Origin of the sequence: Candidatus Planktophila versatilis (genome assembly GCF_002288265.1) — a bacterium.
Classification (GTDB): Bacteria; Actinomycetota; Actinomycetes; order Nanopelagicales; family Nanopelagicaceae; genus Planktophila; species Planktophila versatilis.
This window is the reverse complement of the sequence record NZ_CP016778.1, coordinates 844,666-860,796: the sequence shown is the minus strand read 5'-3', so window position 1 is coordinate 860,796 and position 16,131 is coordinate 844,666. Positions and strand designations below refer to the sequence as shown.

Genomic DNA, 16,131 nt, shown 5'->3' with positions numbered 1-16,131 from the left:
AAGTAGAGCGAGGGGAGCACCAATGCCAGGTACAAGAGGAACGTATCAGCGGGTGCTCCTTAAGCTTTCTGGCGAAGTTTTCGGAGGCAATAAGGGCATCGGTGTTGATCCCGATGTCTTAGCAGATGTGGCAAAACAGATTGCAGATGTAGTTCGCAGTGGAGTTCAAATCGCCATTGTTGTCGGTGGCGGTAATTTCTTCCGGGGCGCCGAACTATCTGAGCGTGGCATGGAGCGCTCTCGCGCTGACTACATGGGAATGCTCGGCACAGTGATGAACTGTTTAGCACTGCAAGACTTCCTGGAAAAAGAGGGCGTTGATACTCGCGTTCAAACTGCTATTGCTATGGGTCAAGTTGCTGAGCCATATGTTCCACGCCGTGCTATTCGCCACCTGGAAAAGGGTCGCGTAGTGATCTTTGGTGCAGGTGCCGGAATGCCGTTCTTTACAACAGATACCGTTGCCGCCCAGCGCGCACTTGAAATAGGAGCAGGAGCGCTCCTGCTTGCAAAATCTGGCGTCGATGGCGTTTATAACGCAGATCCACGGAAAGATAAGAGCGCCACAATGTTTGACACGATTTCTTATGATGAAGTCTTGCAGAAGTCACTGGCAGTAGCCGATGCTGCCGCATTTAGCTTATGTCGCGAGAACCACCTACCTATCGTGGTCTTTGACTTGATGACCAATGGAAATATTGGCCGCGCAGTACGTGGTGAAAAGATTGGAACTCTCGTTTCTTAGAACGAGAGATACATAAGGAGCACAGACCATGGCAGATGTAACCAGCGCACTTCATGAAGCGACCGAGAAGATGAATAAGGCTGTGGAAGTTGCCAAAGATGACTTTGGCGCTATTCGCACCGGCCGTGCTCACCCTGCCATGTTTAACAAGATCATGGTCGATTACTACGGTACCTACACTCCACTTTCACAGCTTGCCTCTATTCAGATCCCGGAATCACGGATGGCAATCATCTCTCCCTTTGATAAGGGCGCAAGTGCCTCAATTGAAAAAGCAATCCGGGAATCAGATTTGGGCGTCAACCCAGCTTCCGATGGCGCAGTGATTCGAGTGAGCTTTCCGCAGTTAACGGAGGAGCGCCGTAAGGATTACATCAAGGTGGCAAAGACTAAGGCGGAGGATTCAAAGATTTCCGTGCGCAATATCCGCCGCACTGCAAAAGAATTGATGGAGAAGTTAGAAAAAGATGGCGATATTGGAAAAGATGATTTAAGTCGTGGTGAGAAAGAGCTTGAGAAGATCACATCAGATCATGTGGCCAAGATTGATGAGCTTTTAAAGCATAAGGAGGCTGAGCTTCTAGAAGTCTAAGACTTCCTTGGGGCTCACTTACCGTGTCTGATTTACATTCGATTAACGAGGCTATTAATAAGCGCGCTGGTCGAAAACTTCTGCCCTCCATCCTGGTCAGCCTGGGAATCCTTCTCCTTGTCTGGTTATCACTTTCAACCTTCCGAGTTCTATTTGCTGTTCTAGTTACTGGCGCAGTCATTCTTGGAATCCGTGAGATCAATCGCGCCTTTACCGCCGTAGATATTCACATTCCACTCTGGTCCTTAACTACCGCCTCGATTGCACTGTGTGCATCAACCTGGCTTGGGGGAGTCTCTGGTTTAGCTGTTGCAACCGCAATCTCCTTCCCAGCATTACTAGTTCTCTTGCTACCGCGTGGAACTGAAAACTTCGTCAAGACTGCTTCAGCTTCAGCACTGGCTCTTATCTATCTACCATTTTTGGCTGGATTCTTGATTCTGCTGGCTCGCCCCTATAACGGACTTGAGCGCGTAATGACCTTCGTCATTCTGGTTTCGTGCAACGACACCTTTGCTTATCTGACCGGAGTTCTGATCGGTAAGCGTCCTCTTGCACCAAAGATCAGCCCGAAGAAGACTATTGAAGGTCTTGTTGGCTCTCTGATCTTTACGGTAATCGGTGGTTCACTCGCTTTTCGTTACATTATGGATTCTGATTGGTGGTTAGGTGCAGCAGCTGGCGTGCTCACCGTCTTTACCGCAACGGCCGGAGATCTCATTGAATCTGCACTGAAGCGAGATGTTGCCATTAAAGATATGGGAACTCTTCTGCCTGGACATGGGGGAGTTATGGATCGCCTAGATTCAGTTCTCTTTGCCGCACCTGCCTTGTGGCTCGCACTTGAAATTGTGCGACGTGCGCAAGATTCAGGTCTGATATGACAACTAATTCAGAGTTGAAATTAGTCTTTGATGAGCCAGTACAACGCAAGAAGGCTCCGAAGCATTTAGCTGATCTGGCACCGGCTGATAGAAAAGCATGGGCGAAGGAACTTGGTTTTCAACCATTTCGCGCAGCTCAAGTTGCAACGCATTACTTCTCTCATCTGTCTCACACACCCGATGATTGGTCTGATATCCCGGCAGCCGAGCGCCAAGTAATTGCTGATGCACTGACGCCAAAGATGATTGAGCTAGTGACCACTCGCACGACCGATGGTGGCATGACTCGCAAAGACTTGTGGAAGTTACACGATGGAGTTCTCGTCGAATCAGTATTGATGCGTTACACAGATCGCACAACAGTCTGCATTTCATCCCAAGCAGGATGTGGCATGAACTGTCCATTCTGTGCCACGGGCCAAGCTGGCCTTACTCGCAATTTATCGGCGGCAGAAATAACAGACCAAATCGTTGCCGCAGCTCGGGCCTGTGCCAATGGTGAGCTGCCAGGAGGACCCACAAGACTTTCCAATATTGTCTTTATGGGAATGGGTGAACCACTTGCTAACTACAAGGCAGTGGTGCGCACGCTGCGTAACATCACTGACCCCAACCCTGATGGCCTTGGCATCTCTGCTCGTTCAGTAGTTGTCTCTACCGTTGGCCTTGTTCCAGGAATCGAAAAACTGACGGATGAAGGGATTAATTGCACCTTAGCTGTTTCACTTCACACACCTGATGATGAACTCCGCGATTCACTTGTGCCAATTAATAATCGGTTTAATGTTCGTGAAGTACTTGCGGCAGCCGATGCCTATGAGAAGAAGACGGGTCGCCGCTACTCGATTGAGTACGCACTTATTCGCGATATCAACGATCAATCTTGGCGTTCAGATTTATTGGGAAGATTGCTGAAGAATCGCAATGCTCACGTGAATTTGATTCCGCTGAATCCAACCCCCGGATCTAAGTGGACCGCTTCAAGGCGGGAAGATGAAGCAGAATTTGTGCGAATTCTTGAGTCTTACGGTGTTCCGGTAACGGTGAGAGATACTCGTGGCCGAGAAATTGATGGAGCTTGTGGTCAGTTGGCCGCTAGCGAGAAGGAGAAGATTTAACTAGTATCCCGATATGGATATGAAGGAAGCAGCAGCGGCCTATGAGGCAGCCAGTCAGTATTTTCTTAACTTAGCGCGGGCGCTAACTCCAGAATTGTTGGATGTGCACGCAGAAAATGAATGGTCTGCTCGCCAATGTATTCATCACATGGCAGATTCGGAAGCCCAGTCTTATGCCCGCTTGCGCAGGCTGATTGCCGAGCCAGAGGGCTCGATTATTCAAGGATATGACGAAGGTGCCTGGGCTAATGAAGCAAAGCTTGGTTATGTTGACGCGCCGGTTGCAAACGCAATCGCTGTCTATGCCGCAGTGCGGGCAAGTTCACTAGATTTAGTGAAGCGCTTAGAGGAAAGTGATTTAGAGAAGTTTGGCGAGCATAGCGAATCAGGTAAATTCACTGTGGCCAGATGGCTAGAGGCGTATACAAAGCATCCATATGATCATGGTGATCAGATGGTTAGGGCAACGAAGGGTCAGGCATAAGAAGTGAAGAAGTTACAGAATTTCATCAATGGAAAATCAGTTGATAGCGCATCGGGTGAAGTCACAACCCTGATTAACCCGGCTACTGCCCAGCCTTTTGCCACCGCTCCTAAATCAAACGCTGCCGATATTGATAAGGCGATGAAGGCAGCAAGTGCCGCTTTTGTTGATTGGCGAGATTCCACACCATCTGAGCGCCAGAAAGCTTTGCTTAAAATTGCCGATGCCATTGAATCTAGAGCAGATGAGTTTGTTGCCATTGAATCAGAGAACTGCGGCAAGCCTGTGGGGCTTACCGCATCGGAGGAAGTTCCACCGATGGTGGATCAGATTCGCTTCTTTGCTGGTGCTGCTCGTAATTTGGAAGGTAAATCGGCCGGTGAATATATGAAGGGGATGACCTCATTTATTCGCCGCGAGCCGGTGGGAGTCTGCGCTCAAGTAACTCCGTGGAATTACCCCATGATGATGGCAGTGTGGAAATGGGCACCAGCTATTGCAGCTGGAAATACCGTTGTATTGAAGCCAAGTGATACCACACCAGCATCGACTGTCTTTATGGCACAGATCATGAGTGAGTTCTTACCTGATGGCGTGATCAATGTGGTCACTGGTGAACGTGAAACTGGTGCGCTACTAGTTGATCACCCAACTCCTGCCATGGTCTCTATTACCGGGTCGGTGCGCGCAGGTATGGAAGTTGCAGCAGGGGCTGCCAAATCACTTAAGCGCGTTCACTTAGAACTCGGCGGCAAGGCACCCGTTGTTGTCTTTAACGATGCTGATTTAGCAGCTGCGGCAGAAGGAATTGCTATCGCCGGATTTTTTAACGCCGGACAAGATTGCACTGCGGCTACTCGCGTGCTTGTGCAAGCCGGGGTGTATGACGAGATGGTGAAGTTATTAGCCGATCAAGCCACAAATCAGATTGCTATGGGTATGCCTTCAGAAGATGTCTTAGTGGGGCCGGTAAATAATAAGAACCAGTTTGACCGGGTCAGTGGCTTTATCTCCCGCGTGCCATCACATGCTCGGGTTGTGGCAGGGGGAGCGCCTACTGGATTAGCTGGCTACTTCATCGCACCTACGGTCATTGCAGATCTGAAGCAGAGTGATGAGTTGATTCAATCTGAAATCTTTGGGCCAGTAATTACCATTCAGAAGTTTGGCGATGAGGCAGAGGCGGTGGCGATGGCCAATGGCGTTGATTACGGCCTGGCATCTTCGGTCTGGACCAAAGACCATGCTCGCGCAATGCGGATGGCTAAGGCCTTTGACTTCGGATGCGTCTGGATTAATACCCACATCCCACTGGTGGCGGAGATGCCACATGGTGGTTTCAAGCGCAGTGGATATGGCAAGGATCTCTCCAGCTATGGCTTTGAGGATTACACCCGCATCAAGCATGTGATGAGCAACCTCAACGCGTAAGCATCAGGGGCATAAATCGGGTGAGAAAATCACCAGAAATTAACCGATTTATATTTGGCCTAGGGGGCAAAGAGTTACATAATGGGCCCTGCTCAACCGTCCCTTATTCCGGCAATTCAAAAAGGAGCCTTAACTATGGCTAAAAAACCGCTCTCTCCAGAAGCACGTTCAATTATCAATTCTAAAGTTTCGCGTCGCGCCGTTTTAGCTGGCGCTGGCGCAGTAGCTGGTGCAAGTGCGCTCGCTGCATGTGGTTCCGGTGGTGGATCTTCTGAGAACGCCATTCGTTGGGGCAACTGGCCGCTCTACCTTGATGTTGATGACTCAGGTAAGAATTATCCAACGCTGCAGGCATTTATTAAAGACAGTGGCATTGATGTTAAGTATTTGGAAGATTACAACGATAACGATGAGTTCTTTGGAAAAGTTCAGGCACAGCTAAAGTTAAAGAAAGATATTGGCTATGACCTAGTCTGCCCAACGGATTGGATGGCTGGCCGCTGGATTCGCCTCGGCTATGCGCAGAAGTTTGATTCTGCAAATATTCCAAATAAGAGCAATATCGTCGACACACTTGCCGCACCTTCTTATGATGCAAACCGCGATTACTCACTGACCTGGCAAGGCATCATGGGTGGTTTTGGTTGGAACACCACCAAGAATCCAAAGGGCATTCGCACACTCGATGATCTCTTCTCACCAGCTAATAAGGGAAAGATTGTGGTTCTCTCTGAAATGCGCGACACCATCGGAATCATCTTGATGGCGCAAGGTGTCAACCTACAGACAGTGACCGAAGCACAGTTTATGAATGGCGTTGACTTCCTAGCGCAGAAGATTGCTGATGGTTGGATTCGCGGAGTTAAGGGCAACGAATACGCTGAAGATCTCACATCAGGGGATGCAACTGCGGTCATTGGTTGGTCTGGCGATATGTTTATTCTAAAGTCAGAAAATGAAGGAAAGTTTGACTTTGCCATTCCAGAGTCAGGCGGAACTATCTCTGGCGATAATATGTTGATTCCTTCAACTGCAACCCCTGAGGCAAAGGCCAATGCGGAGAAGCTTATTAATTACTATTACGAGCCAGCAGTTGCCGCAGAAGTTGCGGCCTATGTTAATTACTTCTGTCCGGTCAAGGGCGCCCAAGCTGAGATGGAGAAGATTGATCCTGATCTAGCAGCAAGTGAGTTCATCTTCCCAACTGCTAAGACCATGGCCAACCTTTCGGTATTCCGTGCTCTAACACCAACGGAAGAGACAACCTGGACTGAAGCTTTCCAGAAGGCTGCCGGAAACTAAGTGTCAGATGCGGCAAGTTCTGCGCGGGGAGATCTAGGGCTTTCACACTTAACAAAGAGTTACGGTGATTTCACGGCCGTTAATGATTTGTCCTTGATCATTCCGAAGGGCTCTTTCTTTGCACTCCTTGGTCCATCCGGATGTGGAAAGACAACGACGCTTCGCATGATCGCGGGGCTAGAAGAACCTACGCAGGGAACTATCTCTTTGGGTGCTACTGACATTACCTATACGAAGCCGTATCAACGTCCTATCAATACCGTCTTTCAGAACTACGCCCTCTTTCCGCATCTGACCATCTTTGAAAATATTGCCTTCGGCCTACGCCGTCGCGGTATTAAAGATGTTGATGATGCGGTCAATAAGGCGTTAGATCTAGTGGAACTTCCACATCTTGCCCAACGCAAACCAACTCAGTTATCTGGTGGACAACAACAGCGCATCGCACTTGCTCGCGCCATTGTGAACCGGCCAGCGCTGCTTCTCCTTGATGAACCACTGGGCGCACTTGACCTTAAGCTGCGTCGTCAGATGCAGATTGAACTTAAGTGGATTCAGAAGGAAGTGGGAATTACCTTTGTGCACGTTACCCACGATCAGGAAGAAGCCATGACCATGGCTGACACCATCGCGGTGATGAACGAGGGCGAAATTGAGCAGATGGGTTCGCCAGCAGAACTCTATGACAATCCCAAGACCGCCTTTGTTGCCAACTTCCTTGGGCAGTCAAACCTGATTAAAGGAAGTATCACTGGCTCCGATGGAGCTAATCAAATTGTTGATCTCTTTGGGCAGAAGATTTCCCTGCAGAAAGATCGCTCACACGCAGTTGATAACTCAATTTTGGCAGGTATCAGACCAGAGAAGTTCCGTATTTCACGTCTTGAAACATCAACTTCTGGAAATGTGCTCACCGGCGGCAAGATTGAAGATGTTTCCTATATTGGCGTTTCTACCCAATACCAAGTGCTGATGCCATGGGGACAAGAGCTCATGGTCTTTGAACAAAACGATGATGGCGTTGCACCCTTTAGCGTTGGTGAGAGCGTGAACATCTCATGGGAGCCTGTCTTTACCTTTGCCCTACGTGGCGATGATGATGCCGAAGCCGGAACTGAAGTAAATCCCGAAGAGGATTTAGAAGAAGAATGAAAAAGATCAGCACCCCGTATCTCCTGTTGATTCCGGGGATGGGGTTCCTCTTCATCTTCTTCATACTTCCCTTATTTAACCTTGCTCAGACTTCTACCCAGACTCCAGTGGGTGGGGGAGATACAGGTGAGTACGAACAGACCTGGCGCTTTGCTAATTACTTCGATGCCTTTGTGGAAAATAGAGAGCAATTTGGTCGCTCATTTCTCTATGCACTCATTGCTACCGTTCTTGCGCTAGCAATTGCTTACCCACTTGCCTACACAATTGCATTTAAGGGTGGAAGATTTAAGAATGTGATGCTGGTACTTGTGATTGCGCCGTTCTTTACCTCCTTCTTACTTCGTACCATTGCGTGGAAACAAATTCTTGGCGAAGAAGGTTTTGTTGTTCCCACACTTCGCTCGCTGCACGTCATCTCCGAGAGCACGACCCTGACCTCTAGCGCTTTTGCGGTGGTCATGGGTATGACATATAACTTCTTACCCTTCATGACTCTGCCGCTCTATGCCTCCATTGATCGCATCGACCCGCGCACACTTGAAGCATCAGGTGATCTCTATGCCAATGGCTTTACTACTTTCCGCCGCGTGACTCTTCCGCTTTCGATGCCGGGAGTTGTTGCCGGAACGCTGCTGACATTTATTCCAGCAGCTGGTGATTATGTGAATGCGGCAATTCTGGGTAGCCCGCAGACAAAGATGTTGGGCAATGTGATTGAGTCCAGGTACTTTAGAATTGTTGATTACCCAACGGCTTCGGCGCTCTCATTTACGCTCATGGTCTCAATCTTGATTCTGGTTACCGTCTATGTGCGTAAAGCTGGAACCGAGGAGTTGGTATGAACACACTCTCGCGCTGGTTTGGCCGTAACTTACTTCGCATCTATGCCGTGGTTGCCTTTACCTACCTATTTATTCCAGTTGCCTACACCTTTGCCTTCTCATTTAATGACTCCGGCAAGAGCAATCTCATCTGGAAGGGTTTCACCTGGGCTAATTGGCAGAACCCATGTGGTGCACCTGAAGTGTGTACTGCGCTAGGAAATTCAATCAAGATCGGTTTACTTGCCACAATCTTTTCCACAATCCTAGGAACAATGATCGCTTTTGCTATTGGTCGTCATAAATTTAAGGGTCGTTCATCAACGAACCTACTTATCTTCTTGCCGATGGCAACCCCCGAGATTGTTCTTGGAGCCTCGCTGCTCTCACTCTTCCTTGTCTTTCAGATCAATCCAGGGTTCTGGCCGACAGTCATTGCCCATGTTCTTTTCTGCATGTCATTCGTTGTTGTCACCGTCAAAGCTCGTATTGCAAGTTTAGATCCACGGCTAGAACAAGCTGCCATGGATCTCTATGCAAATGAACGAGAAACTTTCCGCAGAGTAACTCTTCCTTTGGTGGCTCCAGGAATTGCAGCGGCTGCGCTCTTGGCTTTTAGTCTCTCCTTCGATGACTTCATCATTACCAACTTCAACTCTGGCACCATGACGACCTTTCCAAAGTTCATCTACACATCTGCCGCCCGTGGAATTCCAGCACAAGCAAATGTGATTGGTTCAGCTATGTTCTTCCTCGCACTTGCCATCGTGATTGTTGGGCAGCTGGTAACACGTAAACGCAAAGTTTCATGACCCGCGAACTTGTCATTCTTGGATCCACAGGCTCAATCGGCGTTCAGGCGCTGGAGATTGTGGAAGCTAATCCGGAGCTCTTTTCGGTAGTTGCTATCACTTCAGCTGGAACTCATCCGCAGCTAGTGATTGAACAAGCGAAGAAGTTTGCGGTGAAGCTAGTGGGTGTAACAAAGAACGCTGAGATTATTCGCCAAGGACTACCTGGAGTGCAGGTAGTAGATGGCCCCAATGCATCTACTGAAATAGCGGCAATTACCTGCGATGTTGTGCTCAATGCAATTACTGGCTCTATTGGCTTGGCACCCACACTTGCAGCGCTGAAAGCTGGCAATCATGTGGCACTGGCCAATAAGGAATCACTGGTTGCGGGTGGAGATTTAGTGATTGCCCACGCTAAAGCTGATCAAATTCTCCCGGTTGATTCTGAGCATTCTGCAATCTGGCAAGCGCTGCTGGGTGAGAAGAAATCTGAAATTTCTAAGTTAGTTCTTACCGCAAGTGGTGGGCCATTTCGTGATCGCGCTGACTTGTCTACCGTGACTTTGCAAGAAGCACTTGCACATCCCACATGGACCATGGGACCTGTTGTGACAATTAATTCAGCCTCCCTGATGAATAAGGGACTTGAAATTATTGAAGCTCACTATTTATTTGGCATTGCCTATTCACAGATAGAGGCAGTGATTCACCCGCAATCTGTGGTGCACTCGATGGTCGAATTCATCGATGGTTCAACTATCGCCCAAGCATCACCGCCGAATATGAAGGGGCCAATTTCATTGGCGCTCAGCCATCCGCATCGCGTTGCTCAGGCGACGAAGCCAATTGATTGGAGTACTTCTCACACTTGGAACTTTGCTCCCATTGATGAGAGTCGTTTTCCAGCGGTGGCACTTGCTCGCACCTGCGGTGAAATTGGGGGAGGACTCCCAGCTATTTTTAATGCTTCTAACGAGGTTGCCGTGCAAGCATTTATCGATGGGCAGATCTCATTTACCGACATTTTCGCCATTGTCAGTCAGAGCGTGGATCACCTTCGGGCATCAGCGGCCACAACTCTGCGCGATTTGGAAGATGTCAGTGCGGCAGAAGATGATGCTCGCCAGATAGCCGGTGAATTAGTTAAGAAAGTAGCTCTGTGATGAAAGTACTTGGAATCTTAGCTTTTGCAGTTGCGCTGCTTCTCTCTGTCATGGTGCACGAATTCGGGCATTACATCACCGCTAAGAAATTTAATATGAAGGTAACTGAATTCTTCCTAGGGTTCGGTACCAAGTTGTGGTCCTTTAGAAAGGGCGAGACCGAGTTTGGCGTGAAGGCGATTCCAGCCGGTGGCTACTGCCGCATCGAAGGAATGACACCTACTGATCGGATGCCGGCCGGGGAAGAATCGCGAGCTTTCTTTACCGCCTCATCGGGTAAGAAGTTGATTGTTTTAGGTGCAGGATCGTTCGCACATTTCATGATTGGCTTCCTGCTCATCTTCTCAATCTTCTTTGGAGTTGGTTACACCGCTCTACTTTCTAATATTGCCCAAGTTTCTCCTAACTCTGCCGCGTCCGAAGCAGGTTTTCTAGCTGGAGATAAAATCATTGAAGTAGATGGCCAGAAAGTTAAGGATTGGTATCTTGATTCGCGCAAGATTGCCGAGTCGCAAGGCAAGCAGATGCGATTTACTATTGAGCGTGCAGGTGAGGTTCTTACTCTTACTGCCACACCGCAATATGTCCAAGAGCAAAAGCGATATGTGCTGGGCGTGGTCACCCAGATCGGAAACAAACGAGAAAGCTTTTTCCCTGCCATATCTGCCTCTGCTAAAGCCACAGTCACGCTGACCAAAGAATCAGTGAAATCACTCTTTACTCTTCCTTCTAAGGTGCCACAGCTTATTCGCCAAACATTTATGGGAGAAGAGCGCAATCCTGATGGGCTTGTGGGAATTATTGGCGCAGCTCGAGTCTCAGGCGATGCGGTGAGTTCGCAGAACCTTAATAGCAATGAAAGAGTTTCCACCTTCATCCTTATCGTTGCCAGCTTAAATATTTTCGTTGGGCTCTTTAACTTACTGCCATTTCTGCCACTCGATGGTGGTCATATGGCCATTGCAATTGCCGATGAAGTCCGTGCCCTCTTTGCACGCATTCGCAGGAAGCCTCGGCCAGCAGGAATTGATGTCAATGTTATGACACCAATCACCATGGCTGTCTTTGGCGTCTTAGCTGTGCTGACGTTGATACTTCTTGTGGCAGATATCATCAATCCAATATCACTCAACTTCTAGCGCACACTACTCACCACCAGGAGCAAGATTGCGCGAGATAGGGCAGAATACGCATCATGGTTGATCTCGGAATTCCAAGTGCTCCACCGCCAACGCTGCACCCGCGTCGCAAGACGCGTCAGCTCAAAGTTGGCTCGGTTGGGGTTGGGTCCGAATCACAGGTAAGCGTGCAATCGATGTGCACCACTCTCACATCAGATGTCAACGCTACTTTGCAACAGATTGCAGAGCTCACCGCATCTGGTTGCCAGATTGTTCGAGTTGCCGTGCCTTCCCAAGATGATGCTGATGCACTGGCACAGATTGCTAAGAAATCTCAGATTCCAGTGATTGCAGATATTCACTTTCAACCAAAATATATCTTTGCCGCTATCGATGCTGGGTGCGCCGCCGTTCGTGTGAACCCTGGCAATATCAAGCAGTTTGATGACAAGGTCAAAGAAGTTGCCAAGGCGGCGGGAGATGCCGGCATTCCAATTCGTATTGGTGTGAACGCTGGTTCGCTAGATCCGCGACTGCTTGCAAAATATGGTAAGGCAACTCCAGAAGCTCTGGCTGAATCAGCGCTCTGGGAAGCATCACTATTTGAAGAGCATGGCTTTGGCGATATCAAGATTTCAGTCAAGCATCACGATCCGGTCACGATGGTCAACGCTTATCGAATTCTTGCCGCCAAATGTGATTATCCGCTGCACCTCGGGGTAACAGAAGCTGGTCCAATCTTTCAAGGAACAATTAAGTCTGCAACTGCCTTTGGAATCTTGCTAGCCGAAGGAATTGGCGACACTATTCGCGTCTCACTATCGGCGCCTCCGGTGGAGGAAGTAAAGGTTGGCATTTCTATCCTTGAATCACTGAACTTGCGTCAGCGTAAACTTGAGATTGTTTCTTGCCCATCATGTGGTCGCGCTCAAGTAGATGTCTATACCTTGGCTGAGAAAGTACAGGCAGGTTTGCAAGGAATGACAGTTCCACTGCGCGTTGCAGTCATGGGTTGCGTCGTCAACGGTCCTGGCGAAGCTCGCGAAGCAGACCTTGGTGTTGCATCTGGAAATGGAAAAGGTCAGATCTTTGTGAAGGGTCAAGTCATTAAAACAGTGCCGGAAGCACAGATTGTTGAAACTCTGATTGAAGAAGCGATGCGCTTAGCCGAAGAGATGGAAGCCGCCGGCGTTGCATCAGGAGTACCTTCCGTCACTACTTCGTAATCCTCCGGTAGGGTTCGCATTATGTTGCGAATGTCCACTCTCTTCTTGCGTACTTTGCGCGATGACCCAGCTGATGCTGAAGTTCCAAGTCATCGCCTCTTAGTACGCGCTGGATATATTCGTCGTATTGCAGCCGGGGTCTATTCCTGGCTACCACTAGGCGTCATCACACTTCGTAATATTGAAAACATTGTTCGCCAAGAGATGGATAAGGCTGGCTTTCAAGAAGTTCACTTTCCAGCGCTTTTGCCGAAAGATGCCTATGAGCAGACTGGTCGCTGGACTGATTACGGGCCAGATCTCTTTCGCTTGCAAGATCGAAAAGGTGCAGATTACTTACTAGGGCCAACTCACGAAGAGATGTTCACGTTGATGGTTAAGGGTGAGTACTCCTCTTATAAGGATTTGCCGCTCTCGCTCTATCAAATACAGACCAAGTATCGCGATGAAGCTCGTCCACGTTCTGGAATTATTCGTGGGCGCGAATTTGTCATGAAAGACTCTTATTCATTTGACCTCACCGATGAAGGTCTAGTTGATTCCTACATGCGCCATCGCGCTGCCTATATTGCAACCTTTGATCGGCTGCGCCTTAAGTACAACATTGTCAGTGCGGTATCAGGTGCCATGGGTGGCTCGGCATCAGAGGAATTCTTGGCACCATGTGAAACTGGTGAAGATACGTATGTTCTTTGTGAAAAGTGTGGCTATGCCGCAAATGTGGAAGCGGTGACAACAGTTGTTGCACCAGGTGACGCATCGACAGTGCCGGCACAAGAAGTCTTTGATTCACCTAACACTCCCACCATCGACACATTGGTTGAACTTCTGAATGCCAAGTTTGGCGGGGGATATGACGGGGCAAAGACTCTTAAGAACGTCATGCTGCTGGCTGATGAGAAAGCGATTTCCGTACTTGTGCCTGGCGACCGCGAAGTTGATCTCAAACGATTGCAAGCAAATCTTGCTGGTGTCAATGACTTGCGAGTATTTGAAGAGGCAGATTTTGCAAAGTTTCCAGGACTTGTGAAGGGTTACATCGGACCGCAAGATGCAAAGAAGAATGGCATCACTGTCTATGCCGATCCACGCATTGCTCCTGGCACAGCATGGGTAACAGGTGCCAATGCCAAAGATAAGCATGCACGTAATGTGGTCAATGGTCGCGACTTCGCTGTTGATCATTACGTGGAAGCAGCGCAGATTCGTCAAGGAGATGCATGTCCTAAGTGCACAGCTCCAGTTGTAATTGATCGCGCTATTGAAATTGGTCATATCTTCCAGCTGGGTCGCAAATATGCGCAGGCACTTAACCTCACTGTGCTCGATCAAAATGGAAAATCACAAGTTGTCACCATGGGTTCCTATGGAATTGGTGTCTCGCGCGCAGTTGCTGCCATTGCCGAACAGAGTTATGACGAGATCGGACTTTCTTGGCCGGTAGAAGTTGCACCTGCCAAGGTGCATGTTGTTGCCACAGGCAAAGAGGATAATATTTTTGAGACAGCCGAGAAGATTGGCGCCGAGCTAGAGGCGCGCGGAATATCTGTGATGTTAGATGATCGACGCGGCACTAGCCCAGGAGTTAAGTTTAAAGATGCCGAACTGATTGGAATTCCAGTCATTGTCGTTGTGGGCAAGGCGCTGGAAAACGGGAACGTTGAAATTCGGGTGCGCAATAGTGGTGAAATGTCAGAGATTGCCGTAGTGGGCGCAGTTGATGCAATCGCAGCTCTTCTACCCACCTTGCCCTAGTTAACAGTTTGTGGTCAACCACTGATAAAATCTGCTCTACAACTTAAGAACAATTAAATATGAAGGGCTAGAAATGGCAATCACGGATCAAATAGCGCAACTGGTTACACCTGCAGTTGAAGCTCAAGGATTCTTCCTGGAAGAAGTCTTACTTGTATCACCCGGCAAGCACCGCATTGTTACCTGCATCGTTGATGGCCAGAGTTCCTTAAATATGGATCAAGTCACCGCAGTCTCACGCGCCATCTCAGAACTTCTCGATGAATCCGCCTTTATGGGAGAAGCACCCTTTACCTTGGAGGTTACTTCTCCAGGTGTTGATCGCCCGCTAACTAAGCCACGTCACTTTGCCAAGAATGTAGATCGATTGCTCAAGGTTGTGCGCAATGATGGTGAGGTCGTTACTGGCCGAATCTCTGGAAATACTGAAACTGAGCTCACGCTGTCGGTAACGGAGAAGAAGGAAGTAAAAGAAGTTGTGATTGCGCTATCTGATATCAAGCGCGCAACAGTTGAAATTGAATTTAACCGGAAAGATAGTGATAAGTAATGGGCGTCGATATTGAGGCGCTCAAGCAACTGACCGATGCCAAAGGTATGCCGCTAGAGCAGTTGATTCAGGCAATCGAAGCTGGTGTGCTCACCGCATATTCTGAGACACTTGAGCCAAACCGATATGCGCGCGTGCAACTTGATCGCGAAACTGGAGACATTGCGATATTTGTTCCAGAGTTCAATGAACTAGGAGAGCGCGTTGCCGAGAATGTGCTTGAGGTAGAGGGCTTTGATCGCACTGCCACTTCCACTGCACGCCAAGTAATTAAACTTCAGATGCGTGCAACTAACGATGCTGAAATCGTTGGCGAGTTCACTGCCTCCGTCGGTGATGTCATCTCCGGAATTGTGCAACAGGGGCGCGATCCTAAGATGATCAACGTCAACCTGGGTCGAACAGAAGGTCGCATTCCGCCGCAAGAGCAGGTTCCTGGGGAAGTCTTTAACCATGGCGATCGCATTAAATGTTTTGTGGTTGAGGTAAAGCAAGGACTTAAGGGTCCAGAAATCATGTTATCCAGAAGCCACCCAGCACTGGTCAAGCAGTTATTTGCACTAGAAGTTCCGGAGATACAAGATCGCATCGTTGAGATTATGGCGGTTGCGCGAGAGGCAGGACATCGTACAAAGATTGCCGTGCGCTCTCACCGTGCTGGAGTTTCATCAAAGGGTTCACTGATTGGCCCAATGGGTTCTCGTGCACAAGCTGTCATGAATGAGCTACACGGAGAGAAGATTGATATCGTCGATTGGGATGAAGATCCAGTTAAGTTTGTGGCTCACGCACTTGCTCCAGCCAAAGTAACGAGTGTGACTATCGTCGATGAATCAATTCGTTCTGCAAAAGTCATTGTTCCGGATTACCAACTATCGCTGGCCATCGGAAAAGATGGACAAAATGCCCGTCTTGCCGCACGACTTACCGGCTGGCGAATAGATATCCACCCCGATACTCCCGCGTGAAATAGGGATTTCTCACCTCATT

Annotated in this window: 16 protein-coding genes; all 16 read left to right on the top strand. The window is 48.9% G+C overall.

Annotation, left to right across the window (positions count from 1 at the left end; translation table 11 throughout):
- The first annotated feature begins 22 nt into the window (after window positions 1–22).
- The 16 genes from pyrH (at window position 23) to nusA (ending at window position 16,109) form a co-directional block, all read left to right on the top strand.
- Window positions 23–745, top strand: coding sequence for a UMP kinase (pyrH, locus tag A1sIIB76_RS04385; protein ID WP_095675010.1), 723 nt, complete (start codon window positions 23–25; stop codon window positions 743–745).
- Between the two features lie 28 nt (window positions 746–773).
- Entirely contained in the window at window positions 774–1,337 is a 564-nt protein-coding gene (gene frr / locus A1sIIB76_RS04380) for a ribosome recycling factor (protein ID WP_095697096.1), read from the top strand.
- A 23-nt stretch (window positions 1,338–1,360) separates the two neighbouring features.
- Window positions 1,361–2,221, top strand: a complete 861-nt coding sequence (locus A1sIIB76_RS04375) for a phosphatidate cytidylyltransferase (protein WP_095697095.1) — start codon at window positions 1,361–1,363, stop codon at window positions 2,219–2,221.
- Window positions 2,218–3,339 carry a dual-specificity RNA methyltransferase RlmN gene (gene rlmN / locus A1sIIB76_RS04370; RefSeq protein WP_095697094.1) on the top strand — a complete coding sequence of 374 codons (1,122 nt, stop codon included), beginning with the start codon at window positions 2,218–2,220 and terminating at the stop codon, window positions 3,337–3,339. Before A1sIIB76_RS04375 ends, rlmN begins: the two co-directional genes overlap by 4 nt.
- A 13-nt stretch (window positions 3,340–3,352) precedes the next feature.
- On the top strand, window positions 3,353–3,823 hold the full coding sequence (locus A1sIIB76_RS04365) for a DinB family protein (protein WP_095697093.1): 471 nt from the start codon (window positions 3,353–3,355) through the stop codon (window positions 3,821–3,823).
- Between the two features lie 3 nt (window positions 3,824–3,826).
- Window positions 3,827–5,254 carry a gamma-aminobutyraldehyde dehydrogenase gene (locus tag A1sIIB76_RS04360; protein ID WP_095684858.1) on the top strand — a complete coding sequence of 476 codons (1,428 nt, stop codon included), beginning with the start codon at window positions 3,827–3,829 and terminating at the stop codon, window positions 5,252–5,254.
- A gap of 135 nt (window positions 5,255–5,389) precedes the next feature.
- Window positions 5,390–6,556, top strand: coding sequence for an ABC transporter substrate-binding protein (locus A1sIIB76_RS04355; protein WP_095697367.1), 1,167 nt, complete (start codon window positions 5,390–5,392; stop codon window positions 6,554–6,556).
- Window positions 6,557–7,708, top strand: a complete 1,152-nt coding sequence (locus A1sIIB76_RS04350; protein WP_095675004.1) for an ABC transporter ATP-binding protein — start codon at window positions 6,557–6,559, stop codon at window positions 7,706–7,708.
- Complete coding sequence (locus A1sIIB76_RS04345; RefSeq protein WP_095697092.1) at window positions 7,705–8,553, top strand: ABC transporter permease; 849 nt, start codon at window positions 7,705–7,707, stop codon at window positions 8,551–8,553. The genes A1sIIB76_RS04350 and A1sIIB76_RS04345 overlap by 4 nt, the downstream gene beginning before the upstream one ends.
- Window positions 8,550–9,344, top strand: a complete 795-nt coding sequence (locus A1sIIB76_RS04340) for an ABC transporter permease (RefSeq protein ID WP_095675002.1) — start codon at window positions 8,550–8,552, stop codon at window positions 9,342–9,344. Before A1sIIB76_RS04345 ends, A1sIIB76_RS04340 begins: the two co-directional genes overlap by 4 nt.
- Window positions 9,341–10,489 carry a 1-deoxy-D-xylulose-5-phosphate reductoisomerase gene (dxr, locus tag A1sIIB76_RS04335; RefSeq protein ID WP_095697091.1) on the top strand — a complete coding sequence of 383 codons (1,149 nt, stop codon included), beginning with the start codon at window positions 9,341–9,343 and terminating at the stop codon, window positions 10,487–10,489. The genes A1sIIB76_RS04340 and dxr overlap by 4 nt, the downstream gene beginning before the upstream one ends.
- Window positions 10,489–11,628, top strand: a complete 1,140-nt coding sequence (locus A1sIIB76_RS04330) for a M50 family metallopeptidase (RefSeq protein ID WP_095697090.1) — start codon at window positions 10,489–10,491, stop codon at window positions 11,626–11,628. Before dxr ends, A1sIIB76_RS04330 begins: the two co-directional genes overlap by 1 nt.
- 53 nt (window positions 11,629–11,681) lie before the next feature.
- Window positions 11,682–12,836, top strand: coding sequence for a flavodoxin-dependent (E)-4-hydroxy-3-methylbut-2-enyl-diphosphate synthase (gene ispG / locus A1sIIB76_RS04325; protein ID WP_190286261.1), 1,155 nt, complete (start codon window positions 11,682–11,684; stop codon window positions 12,834–12,836).
- Window positions 12,837–12,857: 21 nt separating this feature from the next.
- On the top strand, window positions 12,858–14,591 hold the full coding sequence (locus tag A1sIIB76_RS04320; protein WP_095697088.1) for a proline--tRNA ligase: 1,734 nt from the start codon (window positions 12,858–12,860) through the stop codon (window positions 14,589–14,591).
- 73 nt (window positions 14,592–14,664) lie between these two features.
- Window positions 14,665–15,141: a ribosome maturation factor RimP gene (gene rimP / locus A1sIIB76_RS04315; protein WP_095697087.1), complete on the top strand. Its 477-nt coding sequence runs from the start codon at window positions 14,665–14,667 to the stop codon at window positions 15,139–15,141.
- Window positions 15,141–16,109 carry a transcription termination factor NusA gene (gene nusA, locus A1sIIB76_RS04310; protein WP_095674995.1) on the top strand — a complete coding sequence of 323 codons (969 nt, stop codon included), beginning with the start codon at window positions 15,141–15,143 and terminating at the stop codon, window positions 16,107–16,109. Before rimP ends, nusA begins: the two co-directional genes overlap by 1 nt.
- The last annotated feature ends 22 nt before the right edge of the window (window positions 16,110–16,131 follow it).

Excerpts from the sequence above, each read along its gene's own strand:
- A1sIIB76_RS04345 (WP_095697092.1), top strand. The coding sequence starts at position 7,705 with ATGAAAAAGATCAGCACCCCGTATCTCCTGTTGATTCCGGGGATGGGG.
- rimP (WP_095697087.1), top strand. The coding sequence starts at position 14,665 with ATGGCAATCACGGATCAAATAGCGCAACTGGTTACACCTGCAGTTGAA.
- A1sIIB76_RS04355 (WP_095697367.1), top strand. The coding sequence starts at position 5,390 with ATGGCTAAAAAACCGCTCTCTCCAGAAGCACGTTCAATTATCAATTCT.
- A1sIIB76_RS04340 (WP_095675002.1), top strand. The coding sequence starts at position 8,550 with ATGAACACACTCTCGCGCTGGTTTGGCCGTAACTTACTTCGCATCTAT.
- A1sIIB76_RS04330 (WP_095697090.1), top strand. The coding sequence starts at position 10,489 with ATGAAAGTACTTGGAATCTTAGCTTTTGCAGTTGCGCTGCTTCTCTCT.
- dxr (WP_095697091.1), top strand. The coding sequence starts at position 9,341 with ATGACCCGCGAACTTGTCATTCTTGGATCCACAGGCTCAATCGGCGTT.
- A1sIIB76_RS04365 (WP_095697093.1), top strand. The coding sequence starts at position 3,353 with ATGGATATGAAGGAAGCAGCAGCGGCCTATGAGGCAGCCAGTCAGTAT.
- nusA (WP_095674995.1), top strand. The coding sequence starts at position 15,141 with ATGGGCGTCGATATTGAGGCGCTCAAGCAACTGACCGATGCCAAAGGT.
- frr (WP_095697096.1), top strand. The coding sequence starts at position 774 with ATGGCAGATGTAACCAGCGCACTTCATGAAGCGACCGAGAAGATGAAT.
- pyrH (WP_095675010.1), top strand. The coding sequence starts at position 23 with ATGCCAGGTACAAGAGGAACGTATCAGCGGGTGCTCCTTAAGCTTTCT.
- A1sIIB76_RS04320 (WP_095697088.1), top strand. The coding sequence starts at position 12,858 with ATGTTGCGAATGTCCACTCTCTTCTTGCGTACTTTGCGCGATGACCCA.
- rlmN (WP_095697094.1), top strand. The coding sequence starts at position 2,218 with ATGACAACTAATTCAGAGTTGAAATTAGTCTTTGATGAGCCAGTACAA.